Source organism: Aminobacter sp. MSH1 (genome assembly GCF_003071665.1).
GTDB lineage: Bacteria > Pseudomonadota > Alphaproteobacteria > Rhizobiales > Rhizobiaceae > Aminobacter > Aminobacter niigataensis.
In genome coordinates, this window is sequence record NZ_CP026265.1 from 2,608,874 (window position 1) to 2,630,114 (window position 21,241).

General features: G+C 63.1%; 21 protein-coding genes. 11 read left to right on the forward strand and 10 right to left on the reverse strand.

Features of this window, described 5'->3' with window-relative positions; translation table 11 throughout:
• Positions 1–15 precede the first annotated feature (15 nt).
• The 6 genes from mbhE to CO731_RS12970 are packed head-to-tail and all read right to left on the reverse strand — an operon-like array spanning position 16 to position 3,204.
• On the reverse strand, positions 16–705 hold the full coding sequence (gene mbhE / locus CO731_RS12945; RefSeq protein WP_108607448.1) for a hydrogen gas-evolving membrane-bound hydrogenase subunit E: 690 nt from the start codon (positions 703–705) through the stop codon (positions 16–18).
• Entirely contained in the window at positions 702–1,043 is a 342-nt protein-coding gene (mnhG, locus tag CO731_RS12950) for a monovalent cation/H(+) antiporter subunit G (RefSeq protein WP_108607449.1), read from the reverse strand. Before mnhG ends, mbhE begins: the two co-directional genes overlap by 4 nt.
• Positions 1,044–1,045: 2 nt before the next feature.
• On the reverse strand, positions 1,046–1,288 hold the full coding sequence (locus CO731_RS12955) for a hydrogenase subunit MbhD domain-containing protein (protein WP_108607450.1): 243 nt from the start codon (positions 1,286–1,288) through the stop codon (positions 1,046–1,048).
• 2 nt (positions 1,289–1,290) lie between these two features.
• A complete protein-coding gene (locus CO731_RS12960; RefSeq protein ID WP_245439860.1) occupies positions 1,291–1,542 on the reverse strand; it encodes a monovalent cation/H+ antiporter complex subunit F in 252 nt (83 codons plus the stop codon).
• A 1-nt stretch (position 1,543) separates the two neighbouring features.
• On the reverse strand, positions 1,544–2,062 hold the full coding sequence (locus CO731_RS12965) for a Na+/H+ antiporter subunit E (protein ID WP_108607452.1): 519 nt from the start codon (positions 2,060–2,062) through the stop codon (positions 1,544–1,546).
• Positions 2,059–3,204, reverse strand: a complete 1,146-nt coding sequence (locus CO731_RS12970) for an alpha/beta fold hydrolase (protein WP_108607453.1) — start codon at positions 3,202–3,204, stop codon at positions 2,059–2,061. Before CO731_RS12970 ends, CO731_RS12965 begins: the two co-directional genes overlap by 4 nt.
• A 214-nt stretch (positions 3,205–3,418) precedes the next feature.
• On the opposite strand from CO731_RS12970, the gene CO731_RS12975 reads away from it, so the two are divergent.
• The 10 genes from CO731_RS12975 to CO731_RS13020 all read left to right on the forward strand — a co-directional run bounded on the left by CO731_RS12975 (position 3,419) and on the right by CO731_RS13020 (position 16,275).
• Positions 3,419–4,849, forward strand: coding sequence for a basic amino acid/polyamine antiporter (locus CO731_RS12975; RefSeq protein ID WP_108607454.1), 1,431 nt, complete (start codon positions 3,419–3,421; stop codon positions 4,847–4,849).
• A 319-nt stretch (positions 4,850–5,168) separates the two neighbouring features.
• Positions 5,169–6,602 carry a basic amino acid/polyamine antiporter gene (locus CO731_RS12980; protein WP_108607455.1) on the forward strand — a complete coding sequence of 478 codons (1,434 nt, stop codon included), beginning with the start codon at positions 5,169–5,171 and terminating at the stop codon, positions 6,600–6,602.
• A 19-nt stretch (positions 6,603–6,621) separates the two neighbouring features.
• The gene (arcA, locus tag CO731_RS12985; protein WP_108607456.1) at positions 6,622–7,866 is read left to right on the forward strand and encodes an arginine deiminase; all 1,245 of its coding nucleotides are present in this window, start codon (positions 6,622–6,624) and stop codon (positions 7,864–7,866) included.
• 75 nt (positions 7,867–7,941) lie between these two features.
• A complete protein-coding gene (locus tag CO731_RS12990; RefSeq protein ID WP_108609816.1) occupies positions 7,942–9,042 on the forward strand; it encodes an efflux RND transporter periplasmic adaptor subunit in 1,101 nt (366 codons plus the stop codon).
• Positions 9,039–12,131: an efflux RND transporter permease subunit gene (locus tag CO731_RS12995; protein ID WP_108607457.1), complete on the forward strand. Its 3,093-nt coding sequence runs from the start codon at positions 9,039–9,041 to the stop codon at positions 12,129–12,131. The genes CO731_RS12990 and CO731_RS12995 overlap by 4 nt, the downstream gene beginning before the upstream one ends.
• Positions 12,132–12,139: 8 nt before the next feature.
• Positions 12,140–12,745: a hypothetical protein gene (locus tag CO731_RS13000; RefSeq protein ID WP_108607458.1), complete on the forward strand. Its 606-nt coding sequence runs from the start codon at positions 12,140–12,142 to the stop codon at positions 12,743–12,745.
• 111 nt (positions 12,746–12,856) lie between these two features.
• The gene (locus CO731_RS13005) at positions 12,857–13,360 is read left to right on the forward strand and encodes a DUF1269 domain-containing protein (protein WP_108607459.1); all 504 of its coding nucleotides are present in this window, start codon (positions 12,857–12,859) and stop codon (positions 13,358–13,360) included.
• Between the two features lie 108 nt (positions 13,361–13,468).
• Positions 13,469–13,843, forward strand: a complete 375-nt coding sequence (locus CO731_RS13010) for a Kazal-type serine protease inhibitor domain-containing protein (protein WP_108607460.1) — start codon at positions 13,469–13,471, stop codon at positions 13,841–13,843.
• 74 nt (positions 13,844–13,917) lie between these two features.
• On the forward strand, positions 13,918–14,949 hold the full coding sequence (locus CO731_RS13015; RefSeq protein WP_108607461.1) for an AI-2E family transporter: 1,032 nt from the start codon (positions 13,918–13,920) through the stop codon (positions 14,947–14,949).
• 225 nt (positions 14,950–15,174) lie between these two features.
• Complete coding sequence (locus CO731_RS13020; RefSeq protein WP_108607462.1) at positions 15,175–16,275, forward strand: AraC family transcriptional regulator; 1,101 nt, start codon at positions 15,175–15,177, stop codon at positions 16,273–16,275.
• Here the strand turns inward: CO731_RS13020 and CO731_RS13025 are convergent.
• The 3 genes from CO731_RS13025 to greA all read right to left on the reverse strand — a co-directional run bounded on the left by CO731_RS13025 (position 16,272) and on the right by greA (position 19,536).
• Positions 16,272–17,441 carry an MFS transporter gene (locus tag CO731_RS13025; RefSeq protein WP_108607463.1) on the reverse strand — a complete coding sequence of 390 codons (1,170 nt, stop codon included), beginning with the start codon at positions 17,439–17,441 and terminating at the stop codon, positions 16,272–16,274. The two genes, CO731_RS13020 and CO731_RS13025, sit on opposite strands and share 4 nt — an antisense overlap.
• Positions 17,442–17,641: 200 nt before the next feature.
• Positions 17,642–18,673 carry a helix-turn-helix domain-containing protein gene (locus CO731_RS13030; protein WP_108607464.1) on the reverse strand — a complete coding sequence of 344 codons (1,032 nt, stop codon included), beginning with the start codon at positions 18,671–18,673 and terminating at the stop codon, positions 17,642–17,644.
• 380 nt (positions 18,674–19,053) lie between these two features.
• The gene (gene greA / locus CO731_RS13035) at positions 19,054–19,536 is read right to left on the reverse strand and encodes a transcription elongation factor GreA (RefSeq protein WP_108607465.1); all 483 of its coding nucleotides are present in this window, start codon (positions 19,534–19,536) and stop codon (positions 19,054–19,056) included.
• A gap of 257 nt (positions 19,537–19,793) precedes the next feature.
• Here greA and CO731_RS13040 point away from each other — a divergent pair, with 257 nt between their 5' ends.
• Positions 19,794–20,147: a DUF2200 domain-containing protein gene (locus CO731_RS13040; protein ID WP_108607466.1), complete on the forward strand. Its 354-nt coding sequence runs from the start codon at positions 19,794–19,796 to the stop codon at positions 20,145–20,147.
• A gap of 168 nt (positions 20,148–20,315) precedes the next feature.
• Here CO731_RS13040 and CO731_RS13045 read toward each other — a convergent pair whose 3' ends face one another.
• Positions 20,316–21,236, reverse strand: a complete 921-nt coding sequence (locus CO731_RS13045) for a LysR family transcriptional regulator (protein ID WP_245439772.1) — start codon at positions 21,234–21,236, stop codon at positions 20,316–20,318.
• Positions 21,237–21,241: the final 5 nt, after the last annotated feature.

The following is a 21,241-nucleotide window of genomic DNA, read 5'->3' on the forward strand; positions in this document are numbered from 1 at the left end:
GGCGTCTTCCTGCGTTCAGTTGCGAAAACGGTCGATGATGACGCTCAGTTCGGCGCCGACCTTGACGCCCAGCAGCGCCGAAATGACCGGAATGGCGCCGGCGCTGATCAGCGTGCCGAATTCACCCAAAGGCAGGATGTGGCTGTCGAGGAAGCCGGCGGCAAACACCAGCCCGAGGATGCCGATGCCGACATAGACGACGCCGGCAAGCGATTCCGTCACGCTGAGGAAGCCGTGGTTGAGCTTCGTTGCCGGCAAGGCGAGCATCAGAAGCATGGTTCCGGAGGCGACCACCGCACCGCCCTGGAAGCCGCCGCCGGCCGAGAGGTGGCCGTTCTTGATGACATAGGCGCCGAACAGGAAGATCAGCGGCAGGATGATCTCGGCGCCGTTGCCGACGAGTTCGCTCGGGCGACGCGGCTCCCTACCGGGTTCTGAAGCCGTCGCGGTATCCTTGCCGCCCAACAGCACGCCGACGCCGGCGGCGACCATGAACAGCACCGCCACTTCGCCGAGCGTGTCGAAGCCGCGATAGGTGATCAGGATGCCTGTGACGACATTGGGCGCTCCGAGCTCGCGCGGCACCAAGGCCAGATACTGTTCCGCGAGCGCGGACACGCTTTCGCGTTCGGCATAGCCGCCGACGATGCCGGCGAAGACCGCCCCGAACAAAAGCACTGCGAGCAGGGAAAAGGCCGTCTTCATGACACGTCCCCGTTGCCCTGCCGGTCGTCTTCCTCGCGCAGCGCATCGACCATGGTCGACGGCGCCATCGGCGTGCGGATGGCGTGCGCCGCTCGCGACAGCGCATGCGACGAGAGCGGGTTGGTCATCAGCACGAAATAGGCAACGACCAGCAGCTTGAGCGCCCAGTCCGGGTGATAGAAGCCGAGCCCGGCGAGCACCAGAATGTTGCCCAGTGTCGAGGCCTTGGTGCCGGCCTGGATGCGGGTGAAGGTGTCGGGCATGCGCAGCAGGCCAAGCCCGGCTGAGAACAGGAAGAAGGCGCCTGTTAGCACCAGGATGCTGCCGGTCAGCTCCATGGTCACTCCCTCCCACCGCCGGTGCGGCGGATCGCATAGAGGAAGATGAGCGTCGACAGGCCTGAGCCGATTGCGGCTTCCGCCATGGCGACATCAGGGGCGGCGAGAAGCACATAGGAGACTGCGGCAAACAGGCTCGCCAGCCCTGCGCTCACCATTGCTGCCGTCAGGTTGTCGAGCCAGACGGCCAGCACGCCGCTGACCAGGATGCTGCCGCAGATCAGGATGACGAGCAGCTCGAGCATCGTCACGGCCCCTTTTCGAGGAAGCGGGCGATGGCGAGTACGGCGAGGAAGCTGAGCAGGCCGTAGACGAGGGCGACGTCGATATAGACGAAGCGGCCTGACAGATGTGCGTAGAGCGCGATCAGCGCGATCGACACCACGGTCAGCATGTCGATGGCGACGACACGGTCGATTGCGGTGCGGCCGATCACCAGCCTTGCCACGCCGAAGACGATGGCGAAGAAGATCAGCACGCCGGCAATCTGAAGCAGCATGTCAGCCAAACACCGCCTCCAGGTGCTTTTCGAACGGAGCCACGATCATTTCGGTTGCCTGGTCCGGGTCGGTCGTCTTCACGTCGAGCCAGTGGACGAACATCGTCTCGCCCCTGACGTCCATGACCAGCGAACCGGGTGTCAGCGCGATCGAGTTGGACAGCGCCAGCCTACCGATCGGCGACTTCAAGCGAATGCGGACCCTGACGATGCCGGGGTGGATGTCGATGCGCGGCGAATAGACATAGCGCAGCATGTTGAGATTGGCCTTCACCAGCTCGGTGAAGAAGACGCTGGTATAGGCAAGGAAGTGCCAGGCGCTGCGCGGCGTGACAGCGATGTGCCAGACATTGCTGCGGCGCGCGAAGATCAAGGCGATGGCAAAGGAAATGACGGCGCCGGTGATGAGGATTGGCGTAGCCAGCGAGGCGTTGACGATCAGCCAGAGGATGAAGAGCAGCAGCCAAAGCACCGGCAGGCCAAGGATTCCTTTCCCATCGGTCGGGGCCTGTTCGTTCATAGGCGACCCGCAAGTGCTACGCCGCCGAGGATGCGGCTGGGCAGATAGATGACGAGTGCTGCGGCACCTTCGATGGCCGAGCCACCGTCGGCCAGCAGCGTCTCGCCGGCGCTGGCGTCGTCGCCTTCGATCAAGCGACGCAACAGTCCACTCTGCCCGGCAAAGGCGATCAGCGTCGGCGAACTGGCGAAAATGTTGTGCGAGCCGCCATCGACCTCGGACGCGTCAAGCACGGTGATGTGTTTCTGCTGCAGCAGCGCAATGTCGGAGCCGCTGCCGACGCGCGGGTGGCCGCCGGCGATGCGCCGGGAAATGCTGAGCGCCCGGTCGCGACGTGATACCACGATGGCGAAGGGCATCGGCAGTTCGCCAATGTCGCGGACCTGGCTCTGGAAGGCGTCGATGTCGATGTCGGGCGCTGCCAGCACCACGCCGCCGAGGCGCTTGAGGGCTTGCCGGCGGCCGGTCTGCGCCAGCTCTCGCAGCGCTTCCATGACCACATAGGCGCCCATCGAATGGCCGACGAGTATCACCCGGTTTGCCTTGGTCTGCGCCGCGATCTCGATCGTTTCCGCCAGTCCGCCGCGGCCGACCACGGTGCTGTCGCGGTCGTAGACATAGAGCGGCAAGGCACCGCCCGAGGGCCAGGCATAATGCAGCGTGACCGCGCGGACATTGTAGTCATGGGCGATCTGCGCGGCCCGGAAGACGCTGTCGGCGAAGTTGTTGTTGTAGCCGTGCACGAAGATGAAGATTTCGCGCTCTTGCGGCGGGCGCTGGGCCAGGGCGGCATCGAGCTGGGCGACGAACTGTTTGCGGCTGGCGATCTGCTGGTAGCTCTGGGCCACGAAATGCCTGGCCGGATCAGGCGTCCGGCCGGTCTTTTCGACGTCGCCGGCGACGTGGTTCCTGGGGATGCCGACGTCGAATTTTGCGAAATTGAGCGTCTGCGAGCGTTGGGCCGAATAGGGCAGCGACAGGTTGTCGGATCGGGCGCGTGTGGTGGCGACGTAGACGGGCACAACCGCTGCGGACGCGGCCTGGTCGGTCGTCACGCCAAGGCCAAGCACGGCGCGTGGGCCACCGCAGCCGGCGAGCAGCACTGCCATCAACAGAACGGAAAACAGACGCTTCGCCGACATGCCTCGATCCAGCAAGCTTACGCGCGATCAGAAGCAGCAAATCCGCGTGGCGGCAACCGGCGAAGCAGGCCGAGGCCAACGATTGGGACGCCAAGCATATCCTCGGGATTCCATGCCAATCACATGGCCGCCGGGCTCGGGCTAGATTGCCGTCATGGCGGAAGGACTTGTCGGGGCTGCCGCTGGCCAAAAAAATTGGTGACGACACGATTCGATGAACTTAGCCACTCAGCAGAAATTCTCGGTCTGGACGCTGATGGCGATGGTCGTCGGCTCGATGGTCGGCGCCGGCATCTTTTCGCTGCCGCAGGCCTTCGGTCGCGAGACCGGGCCGTTCGGTGCCCTGATCGCCTGGACCATCGCCGGCGTCGGCATGCTGATGCTGGCTTTCGTGTTCCAGACGCTGTCGCGCCGCAAGCCCGATCTCGACGCCGGCATCTACGCCTATGCCAAGGCCGGCTTCGGCAACTATCTCGGCTTTCTCTCCGCTCTCGGCTACTGGTCGGCGGCGCTTCTCGGCAACGTCTCTTATTTCGTGCTGATCAAGTCGACGCTGGGGCTGTTCTTTCCGGTGTTCGGCGACGGCAACACCATCACGGCCATCGTCATCTCGTCGATGCTGCTGTGGACCGTGCACTCGCTGATCCTGCGCGGCGTCAAGGAAGCGGCGGCGATCAACACCATCGTCACCTTTGCCAAGATCATCCCGATCTTCCTGTTCATCGTCTTTGTCATCTACGGCTTCAGCGCCGACATCTTCGCGGCCAACTTCTGGGGCGGCGAGGACGTCAGCCTGCGCAGTGTCGCAAGCCAGGTCCGGGGCACGATGCTGGTGACGGTATTCGTCTTCGTCGGCATCGAGGGCGCGAGCGTCTACTCGCGCTACGCCCGCAACCGCCGCGACGTCGGCGTGGCGACGCTGCTCGGCTTCCTTGGTGTGCTTTGCCTGCTCGTGCTGGTAACGATCCTGTCCTACGGTGTCATGCTGCGCCCCGATCTGGCAGCCTTGCGTAATCCGTCGATGGCTGGCGTGCTGGAGGCGGTGGTGGGGCCATGGGGCGCGAAGTTCGTCAGCGTCGGCCTGCTGATTTCGGTTGCCGGCGCCTACCTGTCCTGGGTGCTGCTGGCGGCCGAAATCCTGTTCACTGCATCCCGCAACGAAACCATGCCGCGCTTCCTCGCGCATGAGAACAAGAATGGCGTGCCGTCGAACGCGCTGTGGCTCACCAATGCGGTCGTCCAGACCTTCCTGATCCTTACGCTCTTTGCCCAGTATGCCTTCCGGCTGGCGCTCGAACTGACCAGTTCGATGATCCTCATTCCGTATTTTCTGGTCGCCGCCTACGGCTTCAAGCTGGCCTGGACCGGCGAGAGCTACGAAAAAGACCCGGCCGCGCGGCGTGGCGAGTTCGCCGTTGCTGCGATCGCCTTGGTCTACACGGCCTTCCTCATCTATGCGGCGGGCGCCAAGCACTTGCTGCTCTCGGCTGCCATCTACGGGCCCGGCACGATCCTCTTCCTCATGGCGCGCATGGAGCAGGGGCGCAGGGTGTTCACGCCTGTGGAGACGGTGATGTTCGTAGTTGAGGCTGTCGGCGCGGCGGCTGCGATCTACGGCATCGCCACAGGTCTCATCGTTGTTTAGCCAACGCCGACAGCAGTCCCTGCGCATGCCCGTCGCTTGGTAGTTGCAACGCCGCAGGCGCAAGGCGCCCGGCATGGCCGCGACCTGCAGCGCATTCTCAGAAGCAACTGTACGGTATTCGAGCATCTGCTTGATTGGCGCGATCTTTTCCGGATGGCGGCTTCGGTTCCTGATCCTTTGCGCTGCACAACTTTGGGACGCGGAGCATAGACATGGGATTCCATGCTGATCACAGCCCCACCCCTGCAATCCTATAGTTGATCCTGAATTTCTTTCGCATCTCGATCGCGGACATGGGTTCGCTGCCAGGAGGGGGACCATGGCTTCAAGCGATAATCAGAAGCTGTCGCTGTTTGCACTTACGTCCATGGTCGTGGGATCGATGGTCGGTGCGGGCATCTTCAACCTGCCCGGCCGCTTCGGTGCAGCGACAGGTCCGTTCGGCGCCATCATCGCATGGGCAATCGCGGGAACCGGTATGTACATGCTGGCGCGGGTGTTCCAGGCGCTGGCCGAGAAGAAACCGGACATCGACTCCGGCGTGTTCGCCTATGCCAAGGCGGGCTTCGGCAACTACATGGGGTTCCTGTCGGCCTTCGGCTATTGGCTCGGCAGCTGCCTCGGCAACGTCTTCTACTGGGTTCTGATCGGTTCGACGCTGGGGCGGTTCTTCCCTGGCATGTTCGGCGACGGCAGCAGCGCCACCGCAATCATCGTGTCGCTGATCGGCATATGGGCATTCCATTTCATGATCCTGCGCGGCGTCGAGCAGGCCACGTTCATCAACACCATCGTCACGATTGCCAAGATCGTGCCGATCCTGGTGTTCATCCTCGCGCTGGTCTTCGCCTTCAACTACACCCAGTTCTCCGAGAATTTCTTCGGCGGCGCCGACATGCCGGCCAAGACGCTGATCGCTCAGGTGCGCGACACCATGCTGATCACCGTGTTCGTCTTCCTCGGCATCGAAGGCGCGAGCGTCTATTCGCGCTTCGCCAAGGAACGCTCCGACGTCGGCAGGGCAACGATCCTGGGCTTCGTCGGCGTCACCGGCCTGATGGTGGCAGTGACCTTGCTGCCCTACGCAGCGATGCCGCAATCGGGGATCGCCGCCGTCCAGCAGCCGTCGATGGCGAGCGTTCTCGAGGCCGTTGTCGGACATTGGGGCGCCGTCTTCATCTCCATCGGTGTCCTGGTGTCGGTGCTGGGCGCCTACCTCGCCTGGTCGCTGATCTGCGCCGAAGTGCTCTTTGCCGCTGCCAAGTCCAACGACATGCCGAAGCTCTTCGCCGCCCAGAACGGCAATCGGGTGCCGGCCAATGCCTTGTGGCTGACGAACATCGTCGTGTCGCTGTTCGTGATCTCCACCTACTGGTCCCGCGACGCCTTCAACTTCATGCTCGACATGACGAGCGTGACTGCGCTGCTCCCTTACCTTTTGGTCGCTGGCTACGGCATCCTGATCGCGCGCAGCGGGGAGGGCTACGAAACATCCCAGGGCGAACGCGGACGGGATCAGGTCATCGCCTGGATAGCGGCGATCTACACCATTTTCATGTTCGTCGCCGCCGGGCTGAAATACGTGCTGCTCGTCGCCGTCCTCTTCGTGCCGGGTACGATCCTCTACTTCTGGGCACGCCGCGAACAGAAACTGCAGTTGTTCACCCCAACCGAGCTCATCGTGTTCGCCGTCACCCTGATTGCCGGACTGGTCGGCGTCTACGGTCTGCTGACCGGCACCATCACACATTGAACAGAAAGGCAGAAACGTCATGACAAACGGCACTCCCCTCGGCGTTCATTCGGAAGTTGGCCAGCTTCGCAAGGTCATGGTGTGTGCGCCCGGCCGGGCCCACCAGCGCCTGACGCCCTCCAATTGCGACGATCTTCTCTTCGACGACGTGCTTTGGGTCGACAACGCAAAACGCGACCATTTCGACTTCATGACCAAGATGCGCGACCGCGGCGTCGAGGTGGTCGAGATGCACAACCTGCTGGCCGAAACGGTTGCCAATCCCGAGGCCAAGAAGTGGATTCTCGACCATCAGGTGTCGCCGAACCAGATCGGCCTTGGCCTGCTCGACGAAGTCCGCTCCTATCTCGAAGGGCTCACTGATCGCGAGCTCGCCGAAACCCTGATCGGCGGCCTCTCGACCCATGAGTTCCCCGAGGCCGTCGGCGGCGAACAGCTGGTGCTGATCCGCGACGCGGCAGGCGTCAACGAATATCTCCTGCCGCCGCTGCCCAACACGCTCTATACCCGCGACACCACGTGCTGGATCTATGGCGGCGTGACGCTCAACTCGCTCTACTGGCCGGCTCGCCACGAGGAGACGATCCTCACCACCGCGATCTACAAGTTCCACCCCGACTTCGCCGGCAAGGTCAATGTCTGGTGGGGCGACCCGACCAAGGATTGGGGACTGGCCACGCTTGAAGGCGGCGACGTCATGCCGATCGGCAAGGGCAACGTGCTCATTGGCATGAGCGAGCGCACCTCGCGCCAGGCGATCAGCCAGGTTGCCGCTGCCCTGTTCGAGAAGGGAGCCGCCGAGCGTGTCATCGTTGCGGCGATGCCCAAGCTGCGCGCGGCGATGCATCTCGACACCGTCTTCACCTTCGCAGACCGCGATTGCGTGCTGCTCTATCCCGACATCGTCAACGGCATCGCCGCCTTCTCCTATCGCCCCGACGGCAATGGCGGCGTCGAACTGCACAAGGACAAGGGCAGCTTCGTCGAGACGGTGCGCGACTCGCTCGGCCTCAAGAAGATGCGCGTCGTCGAGACCGGCGGCAACGACTACATGCGCGAGCGCACCCAGTGGGACAGCGGCGCCAACCTCGTCTGCGCTTCGCCCGGCGTCGTCTTCGCCTACGACCGCAACACCTACACCAACACGCTGCTGCGCAAGGAAGGCATCGAGGTCATCACCATCACCGGCGCCGAGCTTGGCCGCGGCCGTGGCGGCGGTCACTGCATGACCTGCCCGATCATCCGCGACGCAGTCGACTACTGACGTCATCTTCTGTGCTTGTCCCTCCAGCGTGCGGCGAAAGCCGTGCGCTGGTTTTGGGTCGATGAGGAACCCGAAATGGCATCACGTCCGTCTTCCACCAGCAGGCGCCTCCTTGGGCTAGCCGCTGTAGCCACAACTTCGCTGCTTGTCGCCGCCTGCCAGCGGTCCGAGGAGGCAGTCGAACTGCCACCGCGTCCGGTCAAGACGGTTGCCGTCTCCTTCAGCGCAGAGGACACGTTCGGCTCGCTCGTCGGCGACGTGCAGCCGCGCACCGAAACCAATTTCGGTTTCCGGCAGGGTGGCGAGATCAGGGAGCGCGACGTGGATGTCGGCGACCGCGTCGAGGTCGGCGCCGTTCTGGCGCGGCTGGACACAGAAGATGCCCAGGATGCCGTGCGCAAGGCCGAGGCCAATCTGTTTGCGGCGCAATCGAATTTCGACAATGCCGACCAGACGCGCAGGCGGCAGGAGCAGCTTTATCCGCGCACCATCAGCCGCGCAGCACTTGATGCGGCGACCGCCCAGGCAAACGCCGCGCGGGCAGGCGTCGACGCCGCGCAGGCCGCCGTGCGCGTCGCCCAGAACAATCTCGACAACCGCGTGCTGAAGTCCAACGCCGCGGGCGTGGTCACCGCGGTGGGCGGCGATGTCGGCCAGGTTGTCGGTGGCGGGCAGATGATCGTGCGTGTCGCGCAACTCGTCGACAAGGACGCGGTCTTCCAGGTGCCGGAGGCAACGATCCAGTCGGCCAGCCGCGATGTCCGCGTCGAGGCGCGCCTGCTCAGCAATCCAAACAGCAAGGCAATCGGCGCCGTCCGCGAGATTTCTCCGGTCGCCAATCCGGTGACCCGCAACTTCACGGTCCGGGTCGGGCTGGAGACGGTGCCTGACGACTTCCGCTTCGGCAGCGCCGTGCGCGGCACGGTACAGGTTGCCGGTGACCCGGTTGCCAGGCTTCCGATGACGGCCCTGTTCAACCAGGGCAGCCAGCCGGCCGTCTGGGTGGTGGATCCCAAGACGAATACCACGAAGCTGGTGTCGATAGAGGTCCATCGTTTCGAAACCAGCGACTTCCTCGTCGCCAAGGGCTTGCAGGACGGCGACAATGTCGTGGTGGCCGGCGTGCAGCAGCTTCGCCCTGACATGTCAGTGCGCCTTCTCGGGGCTGCCAAATGAACGAGGGCGGCTTCAACCTCTCGGAATGGGCCATCAAGCGGCAGGGGCTCATCGTCTTCCTGATGGTGCTTGGCGCCATCGCCGGGGCATTTTCATTCCTGAACCTCGGGCGCAGCGAAGATCCCGACTTCACCGTCAAGACCATGCTGGTTCACGCCGTCTGGCCGGGCGGCACCATCGAGCAGACGGTCGACCAGGTAACCGACAGGCTGGAACGGACGCTGCAGGAAGTGCCGCGGCTCGACACGCTGCGCAGCCTGACCAGTGCTGGCCAGTCGATCATCTATGTCTCGCTCGAGGATTCGACCGCGCCGGATGAGGTCGCCGACATCTGGTACCAGGTCCGCAAGAAGGTCGGCGACATCCAGGCCACCTTGCCGGCTGGCGTGCGCGGCCCCTTCTTCAACGACGAGTTCGGCGACACCTTCGGTATCATCTATGCGCTGCAGTCGACCGACTTCAGCGATCGCGAACTGCGCGACTGGGCCTATGAGGCGCGCAGCCGGCTGCTGCGTGTCCACAATATCGGCAAGGTCGAGATGCTCGGCACGCAGGACGAGACCATCTACATCGAGTTCTCGACCCAGCGTCTGGCAAGCCTGAGCATCAGCCCGGCGACGGTGATGAGCACGATCCAGGCGCAGAATGCCGTGATGCCGGCAGGCACCATGACATCGGCAACCGACCGCACCATCCTCGAAGTGTCGGGCGACCTTCGCGACGAAAACGACATCCGCGAGATCAACATCCCGACTTCCTCGGGTTTCGTGCGGCTGGGCGACATCGCAACCGTCACGCGCGGCACGGTCGATCCCCCCCAGCCGATGTTCCGCGTCAAGGGTAAGCCCGCCATCGGCATTGCCGTTTCCATGGCCTCAGGCGGCGACATTCTCGAACTCGGCCGCAACATCAAGCAGGTGATGACCCGCTTCGAGCACGACCTGCCGCTCGGCATCGACCTCGTCCATGTCGCGAGCCAGCCGGAGGTCGTCACCAGCGCCATCAGGGGCTTCACCGTCTCGCTGACCCAGGCCGTCATCATCGTGCTCGGCGTCAGCTTCCTGGCGCTTGGCTTCCGCGCCGGCATCGCCGTTGCGGTCTCGATCCCGCTCGTCCTGTGCATGACCTTTTTGGCCATGGAGATCAGCGGTATCGCCCTGCAACGCGTGTCCCTGGGGGCGCTCATCATCGCGCTGACGCTGATGATCGACGACGCCATGGTCGCGGTCGAAATGATGATGGCCAAGCTCGACGAAGGCTACGACCGCGTAAAAGCCGCGTCATATGCCTATACGTCGACGGCATTTCCGATGCTTGCCGGCACGCTTGTCACCATCGCCGGCTTCATCCCCGTCGGGCTCGCCCGCAGCGTATCGGGCGAATATGCGCGTTCGCTGTTCGTGGTCATTGCGGTCGCACTCATCGTCTCCTGGTTGATCGCGGTGCTGCTGACGCCGATCGTCGGTCTGGCTGTGCTGAAGTCGGGCGCAAAGTCGGTAAACAGGGGCGAGGGCGGTCTGGCGCGAGGCTTCAAGAAGCTACTCCTTGCCTGCATCCGGATGCGCTACATTGTCGTCGCCGGCACGGTCGCGCTGTTCGTCGTGGCGCTGCTTGCTGCGCCGCTGATGAAGCGGCAGTTTTTCCCGCCTTCCGATCGTCCGGAACTGATGCTGCAACTGGTGTTGCCGCAAAGTGCGTCGCTTCAGGCGACTTCGGCCGAGGTGGACAAGGTCGAAAAGCTGCTCGCCTCCGACAGCGACGTCGTCAGCTGGAGCTTCTATGTCGGCTCGGATGCCATCCGTTTCTACCTGCCCATGGACATCCAGGCGCCGGCGCCGTTCCGTGCCCAGGCGGTGGTGATCGCCAAGAGCGTCGAGGCGCGCGACGGCCTGCAGGCAAGGCTGCAAAGCGAACTCGACCAGCAGTTCCCCGACATCATCGCCCGTGTCTCGCCGCTGGAGATGGGGCCGCCCGTGGGCTGGCCGGTCCAGTATCGCGTCATCGGCCCCGACGTTGCCGGTGTCCGCAGCCTCGCCTGGAAGGTCGCCGACGCCGTCGGCAATGTCAGCGGCGTCATCACTCCCAATCTCGACTGGAACGAGCCGATCCGGAAGGTGGTGATCGAAGTCGACCAGGATCGGGCGCGCCTCGTCGGCCTGAACTCGGCCGCCATCAGCCAGACGCTGTTTGCCACGGCGTCGGGATTGCCGATCACGCAGGTCCGCGATTCCATCTACCTGGTCAACGTCGTTGCCCGCGCCGCGGCTGACGAGCGTGCCAATGTCGAAACGCTGCGCTCGCTGCAGATCCCGGTAGGACCGAACCAGACGATCCCGCTGGCCAGCATCGCCAACATCGAATACCGCACCACCCAGCCGATCATCTGGCGGCGCGACCGCGAAACCACGATCACAGTGCAAGCCGACGTAGCGGAAGGCGTGATGGCCGACAGCGTCGTCGACCAGGCCTCTGTTGCGATCGACAAGCTGCGCCAAGACAATCCGAATTACCGGATCGAGGTCGGCGGCTCGGTCGAAGGCGCCGAGACCGGCATGGGATCGGTGCTGGAGATGATCCCGCTGATGGCGATCGTCATGGTCATCATCCTGATGTTCCAGCTCCAGAGCATCCAGAAGCTGCTGCTCGTCATCAGCGTGGTGCCGCTTGGCTTGATCGGCGTCGTGCTGGTGATGCTGATCACCAACATTCCTGTCGGCTTTATCGCCGTGCTCGGCATGATCGCCCTGATCGGCATGATCACGCGAAACTCGGTGGTGCTCATCGACCAGATGGACAACCGGCTGGAGAGCAGCGGGATGTGCTGGCAGAGCGTCATCGACGTCACGGCCGAACGTGTCCGCCCGGTGTTCCTGACCGCGGGTTCGACCATTCTCGGCATGTTGCCGATCATCCGCGATCCGTTCTGGGCGCCGCTGGCCTTCACCGTCATCGGCGGTCTGGTGGTGGCCGCCGTGCTGACGCTGATCTTCCTGCCTGCTCTCTACGTGCTTTGGTTCCGCATTCCGGAGGAACGGCCGGCATCGCCTGCACCGCAGGCAACGGCCCAGCCTGCCAGTGTGCCAGCCTGAGCATTCGCATGGAGACCGATGACTTTCCGGCGGACGGGCAGGGCGGTGCCATTGAAATCCGCCTCGAGGACGTGTCGCAACTGTTCGAGACGATGGACCCGTTTCCGTTCCGGGAACGGGATCTGGCGCGGGACGCGGACGAGTACATTTGCGGCTGGGCAAGTGAACTGCCCGCCGACCGGCCGCTGGAAATCAGGATTCACCTGCCTGCGGCGGTAGCCGACAGTGCCGAGGTTCGTGGCCTCGACGCGTCATTGTCCAACTATTTCGGCTACCGCGCCGGCGTCGTGGCGCGCGAACTGTCCGATGAGTTCCGCATCGGCCGACGGGCGTTGCTGATCGGGCTTGGCGTGCTTGGCTTTTGCCTGCTGTTGGGCCAGGTGTTTGTCGCCCTCACATCCTATGGCCGCATCGGGCACTTCGTCGAGGAAGGTCTCATCATCGTCGGTTGGGTGGCGCTGTGGCGCCCGCTCGAGATATTTCTCTATGACTGGTGGCCGATAGCCCAAAAAAAGAGACTCTACCGGCGCCTGGCCGATGCCCGCGTGAGCGTCAGTTTCTACGACAAGGCGGGCGGCGAGGGTCTTGACCTTAAGTCGAGGCGCTCAAAATGAAACGCAATGCAAAGCGTTGGGACGCACCGCTAATCCCCGGCTCTTGCCCGCAGGCTATGCTGCTGTGCAACACGCTTCGCATCGTCCGATCTTGAAGCAAAAGGAGTTACCATGTCTGACCTGATCGTCATCGTGTACCCGACCGAAGCCAAGGCCGAAGAAGTGCGCGAGCGCCTTTTCGAGCTGCAGAAACAATATCTCATCACGCTCAGCGACGCGGTCATCGCAACCAAGAACGATGCCGGCAAGATCAAGCTGAACCAACTGGTCAACACCACGGCCGCCGGCGCCGTCTCAGGCAGCTTCTGGGGCCTGCTCGTCGGCGTGCTGTTCCTCAACCCGCTGCTCGGTGTCGCCGTTGGTGCCGCGTCTGGCGGGCTTGGCGGTGCGATGAGCGACTTCGGCATCAACGACGCCTTCATGAAGGAGCTTTCGGGCAGCCTGCAGCCCGGCAATGGCGCGCTGTTCGTGCTGGTCAAGGAAATGACCGCCGACAAGGTGCTGAAGGAGATCGCGGGCTTCGGCGGTGTGGTGCTCAAGACCTCGCTCGACGAGACCAAGGAGCAGGCCCTGCGTGACGCGTTGCAGAAGGCATCTGCCGCGCCGGCTAGCTGAGGGTCTTAGCCTGGACATCGCAACGGGCCGCAGCCCGGCCCGTTGCATCCGCCGCCACGCTGCGCGGAACCGGTTGTTTGATTGTTTGACACAGGGGAGTTGGCCATCATGAACCGCCTGTTTGCAAATCCTGCTGCATTGCTGCTCATGGCTTTGGGCATGCTGACGGCCTGCGTTCCCCAGTCGCCGGGCCCCGGTCCTGGCACGTCGCGCCCGCAGGCATGCACATTCGAATATGCGCCCGTATGCGGACAGCGCGGCGACCGCACCCGTACCTTCTCCAATTCCTGCATGGCTCGCGCCGACGGCTTCCGCGTGATCCATAACGGCCAGTGCCGCAGGCCCGAGCAGCAGCAGACTGCCTGCCCAGCGATCTATCTGCCGGTCTGCGCCGTCAGCGGCGCAAGGTGGCGCACCTTCTCCAACAGCTGCCTGGCGCGCGCCGGCAATTTCCGGGTCGTGCATGAAGGCCGCTGCCGTTGACGACAGTGCATCCAGATGATCCGATCGAGGCAGTTGAAGTCGGGAAATGGGCAGCGGGGCGGGGCAACGGCAGCATGAACGCATATCTTGCCACCGGCATCCTGGTGCTCGCACTGCTGCGGGTGGGAGATGCGATCTTCGTTCCGCTCGTGGTGTCGCTGTTCATCATAGCCCTGGTCTGGCCGATCCAGGCCGCGCTTCAGCGGTTCCTGCCCCGGCTGCTGGCACTGTTCATCACGCTTTCAACTACGATCGCGATCGTTGTCGCCGTCGGCTCGTCCGTGGTCTGGGGCTTCGGTCGGCTCGGCCAATGGCTGTTCGTCAATGCCAGCAGGTTCCAGGCGATCTACGTCGACTGGACCGAATGGCTGGAAGAGCGCGGCGTGGCTGTTGCCGGGCCGCTCGCCGACCGCTTCGACGTCAACTGGCTGGTTGGTTTCACCCAGGGCATTGCCGGCCGCCTGAACAGCTTTGCCGGGCTGGCGTTGCTGGTCTTCGTGCTGGTGATGCTTGGACTGCTCGAGGTCGAGGACTTCAACCGGCGCCTGGAATCTCCCGCCGCCCAGCCATATGGCGCCCGCATTCGCGCCGCCAATCGCGAGATCGGCATCAAGCTGCGCCGCTTCATGGCCGTGCGCACCTTCGCCAGCGTGCTGACAGGCCTCGTGGTCTGGGGCTTTGCACTGGTGGCCGGGCTGGAGCTCGCGGCGGCTTGGGGCGCCATTGCCTTCGCGCTCAACTACATTCCGTTTCTCGGACCGTTCTTCGCGACCATGTTTCCGACCCTGTTCGCGATTGCGCAGTTCGAGTCGTGGCAGATGGCCTTCGTCGTGTTCATCGGCCTCAACCTGATCCAGTTCATGATCGGCAGCTATCTCGAACCCATCCTCACGGGGGCTTCGCTGGCGATATCACCCTTCGCGGTCATCTTCGCCGTGTTCTTCTGGAGCTTCATGTGGGGCATCTCGGGCGCCTTCATCGGCGTGCCGATCCTGATCGCCTTCATCGTCTATTGCGCCCAGGCACCATCGTCCCGCTGGATCGCAGCACTCCTTGCGTCGGGCAAGACAGAGAAGCTGGAGGCGCAGGTCGAGCGCAAGGATTGAGACGGCCGTCCCTGTCGCAGCCTACCGGCCAACCATCGGCATTAACCGTCATGTTTCGGCCTCGTTGAACAAACCTTCGCGCGCGCTATGATATGTGCACGCGAAGGATCATGAGTGCAGGTGTCTCCTAGGCCAGCTTGAGCACGGACCTAAGTCTCAAGCCAGCGCTGACGGCTCCTGAAAACGCCACCGGGACGAGATGCGCGTCCCAACGAGGGGGTTGGCATGGTTGCTGCTGGTAGAAGCTTTGCGCCGGAGAACCAGGATGGTTTTCTCGCCTCGGCCGGTCAGCAAGACGGGCCTATTCCTCATTTCGAATTTTCGACCGATGATGTGGCGCGGGCCGACCAGTTCGACGCCTGGCGGCATAACTTTGCGACGATGCTCGACCTCACGCCAACCGGCAACTCGCCCGAGGTGATCGATGGCAGGCAGGTGATCTGGGACCTCGGTTGTCTCGCCTTCACCTCGATCAGCACCGGGGCGCTGAACTTCGCCAGCTTGCCCAACCATGTGCGCCGGGACACGCTCGATCACTGGATGATGACGCTGTTCCTCGATGGGGCGGCAAGCACCGTCGCCGGCAGCCGGGCCTTTGACGGCGGCGTCGGCGCGGTACAGCTCCATTCCCTGGGGCAGCCTTTCGACGGGCATGTCACCGACAGCCACATGCTGATGCTGCTCATCCCGAGGGATTTCTTCCAGGAGCATTCCGGCGCCTTGAGCCTGGCGGAGTTCTCGACCCTCGGTGGCGGCATGGGCTGCTTGCTCGCCGATTACATCGTCGGCCTTGCCAAACGCCTGCCGACGTTGACGGTTGCCGACCTCCCCGGCGTGGCAGCAGCGACGCGCGCCATGATCCTGGCCTGCATCGCGCCTTCACCCGATCATCTCGACGAGGCGAGGGCACCGGTTTCGAACATGCTGCTGGAGCGGGCGCGGCAATACATCAATGCCAATCTCTACAACCCGAACCTCGACAATGACATGCTGTGCCGTGCGCTCGGCATTTCGCGTACCAGGCTCTATCGCCTGTTCGAGCCCAGCGGTGGTGTGATGCGCTACATCCTGCACCGGCGTCGGGTCGATGCTCATTCGAAGCTCGCCGACCCGACCGAGACCCGGCGTATCTTCGAGATCGCCGAACAGCGCGGGTTCAACGATGGCGCGGAATTCAGCCGGGCCTTTCGGCGCGAGTTCGGCTACAGCCCGAGCGAAGTCAGGACACGCGGCCTGGGCGCCATACCGGCGAGACCGGTCGCCGACCTGGCCTCCCTTGAACCGGTCGAGCGGCTCGGCCATCTTCTCAGGCGCCTGCAGAGTTAGATTTTGAGAACTTGCAGCTGGCGCCGGCTGCGCCCGACGGAAAGCGCGGCAACCGCGATCAGCACCATGCCGGTCGCTGCCACGCCAGCCATGAGAAGGTAGGTCCGCTCGCCCCAGCCGGCATAGACCTGACCGCAAAGCGCGGTCAGCAGCGCCATCAGGCCGGCCCACGCGCCGGCAAGCCATCCCTGGACCTGCGCCTGCATCGCGGGCGCAGCCAACTGGGCCAGCACCACGATGCTTCCCACATGCGTTGCGCCGAAGGTGAAGCCATGGGTAAGCTGGAAAACGGCAAGCAGTTCGACGTTGGGGTCGAATGCCATGCACAGCCAGCGGCCGGTCGCGACCGCAGCCCCCAACAATAGCAGGAACATCGCAGCTCTGGCATTGCCGACGAGACGCCCGGCGATTGCAAACACGGCGATCTCCGAAACTACCCCCAAGGCCCAGAGCATTCCTGTCATGCCCTTGCCGATGCCTGTAGAGTGCCAGTGCAGCGTTCCGAAGGCGTAGATCAGCCCGTGGCTTGCCTGAACACAGGCCGCTCCAATCACGACGAGGACGATAAGGGGGCCGGCGCTGCCGCTTGGTCGAAAGGCGTGGCGCTCGCTGTGGCGCGTCGACGGCAGCCTTGCGACGGTCAAGGCGGTCAGGGTCGTCAGCAAGGCCGAGGCGGTGAGCAGCCATATGATCATATCCGGCTCGAACCACATGAGCAGCACGCCACCGGAAATGTTGGCCATGGCGAACGCGATCGAACCCCACAGCCTGACGCGACCGTAGTCAACGGCCGGCACTGTCGTGCGCGTGGCGCGCAGCGTGACGGCGTCGGCCAAGGCGATGAGCGGACCTTGTGCGAGGCCGATCGCTGCGACGAGCAGCAGGATCGGCAGGAAGGTGCTTGTTGCCCCGAGCAGGGGCGTGCCGATCGCAACCGCCGCGGCACATATCAGAAGCGCGCCACTCAGGCGCGCCTGCCGGTCGGCGACAGCCGTGACCACCGGGTTGGCAACAACGCGCGCCAGGAGCGGCATGGCCAGTATGATGCCGATGCGGCCATCATCGAGGTGCTGCGAACGCAGCCACACCGGAAAGAATGGCAAGTTGATGCCGAGTTCAAAGAACAGCGCGGCATACAGCAGCGAAAAACGCAGGCCAGCAGGCATTCACCCTCAACAATGATGTCAGGAGCATCGGACATCTTTGGTGAGGCTGCCATCCATCTGCGCATTAGTACAGACGGCGAGGTGGCGAACTTGTTGATTGCTGTTCAGAAATTCCATCGATACGCAATGTGTCCGGTAAGAGCCGTCACGTTAAGTCCAGGGCGACCGGACGCAGCTATGCGTTCACCTGCAGATCAAGCCTACACCTGCAGATACTGCAGAATTTCGCCGAGGCTTACCACCTGGTTGAGCAGTTTGAGCGGCAGCCGTTTCGGCGCCAAGGGCAGTCCGACAGCCGCTGCCGCCCTGACTTCGCTTGGGGCACAGCCCATTTCGCTTCGAAAGGACCGACTGAATGTCGCAGCGTCTGCGAAACACAGCCTCTCGGCGATCCGAGCGATACTCGTCATCGAATTGGGGTCAGACAGCTCCTTGTAGGCTGCCAACAGCCGCTGGCGCTGGATGTAGCGCGCCACTCCGTGCAGCGGCTCAAAAAGGACGTAGAGTTTTGAACGCGAGAGGCCGAGTTGCCGGCACAGCTTGTCCGGCCCGAGATCGGGAGCTTGAAGCTCGTTGTGGATCATCTGGCGGGCACGCTCGAGCATCGTTGCCGCGATATGGCCCTGAGCTTCGGCGACACGGTCAGCTGTCGGCGCCAGGCAGGCTGAGATCATCGCGCGCATCGCCTCGATGGCCTTGGGCACCTCATGTCCCGGTATGTGTGGCAGCCGGCGTTCGAATGAGATCAGGAAGTCGGCGAGCAGCCCGCCCAGACCGTCCGGGCTGACACTCCCTGGGTGCTTGTCGAGTACGCCTGCCAGAGGCCGCAGCAGGTCGCGCGGGATGTAGACGGTAGACACGCTCGAATCTGCTGCTGCGCCATCATAAGGGCGACCAAGCGAGCGGAAATGGACCTGGCGGCGAGGGACGTTTTGATCCTGCGCGGCATGCATTGCGCTTTCCGGCAGCACGAGGCACCAGTGGTCGAGTGGATCCTTGCCCAGATGATGCCATTTGCGCGGCACTTTGGGACCAGGCATGTACGACGTGGTGAAGGCGAGCTTGCCCAGGTCCCAGATTTGCTGCTCGAAGATGAAACCCTGCCGCGCTTCTGGACTTATGGAGACGTCGATCACCGAAGCGTGGAAGGAGCGCCATGCCTCAAACTGGTGCTCGACCGGCAACTCGCGCGTATCGAATTTCAGCGTGGCAAGCAGTCCTGCTTCGTTCATGAAGTCTCCAAGATGCGGGTCGAACAAGCGGTCGCAACTTGAGGTGGAGAATGACTGAGCGCAGGCCCGTCGGCAATAGGACGGCGACCTCTTCGCGGCGATCGATGGCGAGATCAAGCCGGACTACGCACGCCCGAGCGGAAGGAAATGACGGTCACGGGCGGCTCCGCCTCCCGGTGCGCCGCGCGTTCCCAATTCCAGGTGTCTGCCGGCAGTGCGTTCGAGGTTCCCCATCTCGGCAAACGCACTGCCGGTTCCGGGTTCGAAACCTCGTTCACGTTTGGGTCACGTCGGGGCAGCCAGCGATGCAAAGTGGCTGATCATGGCGAGGCAACAGAAGATGCCTGCAATTCGGTCGTGCGTCGTACCCCGCTATCCAGCTAAGAAATCGACAGGATTTCGAGTCCGTGCTGCCCTAGCTGCACAACGTCGCCAACGGTTTTGCCAATCAGCGCGATGGCAACCGGTGAGCCATGCGATATTGAAGCTTCAGACGGGTTGGCTTCATCCTCACCGACGATGCGGAAGGTCTGGGTGCGGCCGTCATCGCGCTCGAACGTAACGGTGTGACCGAAGGCGACCACTTCATTGGATGCAGGCATCGGCATCAGCTGGGCCGTTCGGACGCGCTCGGCATAATAGCGCATGTCTCGAAGCGGAACCGCCGCCTGCCTTCGCCGCTCGTTGACATCTTCCAGCACGTTGGCTGCGTCGAGAGTCTGCTGGGCGCGGGCCAATTCATCTTGCAGCATCTTGAGACCCGCCTCGGTGACGAGGTTGATCCGGTCGGAGATGGGGCGAGCCGGCAGGATGGTTTCCGATGCTGCCTCGGCGCTTTCCTCCTTGGCAAATGCTACGCTCATTGGTCGGGACTCCCCTTCGAACACCCTCAGCAATCGGATAACCTAGAGCCGGCAATAAAGCTCCCACAATTTGACGGCTGGTCTCGGCCCAAAGTGGAGCAGCCAAGAGAGGTGAGGCTGGTGGATAGCCGGACTAGAGATGCCGATATGGGGATCGAAATGCGATCAGCGACCGCTCGGCTCGCCTTCTCCCGGAGTGGCTGGCCAAATCGGCCAACTCCAGCTTAACTCGGCAAGGAGCTCAGGAGTAGACACTCATGGCAAAGCACCGGATCTATACGACCGCCTTCGCAAGCATCTATCCTCTCTACGTCGCGAAAGCAGAGAAAAAGGGACGTACAAAAGCAGAGGTTGATCACGTCATTTCTTGGCTTACGGGCTATGATCAGAAAGATCTAAAGGATCAACTGGAAAAACAGACTGATTTTGAAACATTCTTCGCAGAGGCCCCCCAAATCAATCCGTCGCGAGCCTTGATCAAGGGCGTTGTTTGCGGTGTCCGCGTGGAGGATATCGAGGAGCCAACCATGCGAGAAATTCGCTATCTGGATAAACTGATTGATGAGCTGGCGCAGGGAAAAATGATGGACAAGATCCTGCGAAGAAATTGAACTAGAGAGCCGTCAATCTCCGTCCATTTGAGATTGTCTCAGGTTTCTGGCCGTTGCATGGCGGATGCGATCGGCCTGCCAAATGCAAACTAGGCAGCAGCTCGAGATCGGAATGGGCGTCGATACCGGGAGCTTCCCGGGTTCGCGCCGAGCCGTGCTGACAGCCGTTCAAACCACCTCGGGTACCATCTCGCGCAGTACACGGCGCAGGATGTTTCGGGTGGCGATTGTGGCGGCTGAGGGCGCGCGGTCGCGGGCGGTGACAAGCCGCACCTCGCGTACGATGGCCGGTTCGACCAAGGGACGCGCTACGATGCTGCGGCCCTTCAGCGCCGCCAGCGAATAAGCAGGCAGGATCGCTATCCCGGCGCCGTTTTCGGCCAGCGAAAGAGCCGTATTTATCTGGTGCACTTCCAGTTGGGGCCGCAGCGGCAGCCCGGCCGACTCGAAGCCGAACTCGGTCAGCAATCGAATGCTGCTCTCACGCGTCAGTGTGATGATCTGGTGATCTCGAAGCTCGGCCCAGCGGATCTGCTGGCGTCCGGCGAATTCGTCATCGGGGGTGCAGAAAACCATCAGGCTATCCTGCAGCCCCGGCTGAGAGTCGAGCCCCGCTTCGCCCGGCGAGAAAGTGCCGACACCGAGATCGCAGCGGCCGCTTCTTACCTGCTCGACAATGATGTCAGTGCTGACATCCTCGATGCGCAGGACCAGCTCGGAATGTGCAGCCGCAACCTCGCGTAGAACCCGCGGCAGGATCGTGCCGGCGATAAGCGGTGGCGCGGCAATTCGCACGAGGCCGCGCTTCAGGCTGCTGAGGTCGCGCACATATTCGGCTGCGCGATCGATTTCGTTCAGGCCGGCAAGGGCACCGGTTGCGAAGGCACGCCCGGCGTCGGTCATATCGACCCGCCGGGTCGTGCGGTCGAAAAGCCTTGCACCTAGCACCAATTCGAGATCGCGGATCGTATGCGAGAGATTGGCTTGAGAGGTCTGCATACTCTCGGCCGCGCGGGAGAAATTTCCCAACTCGACCACAGCCTTGAAGGATTCGATTTGACGCAAAGTCGGGCGCATCGGCAAACTCACTTATG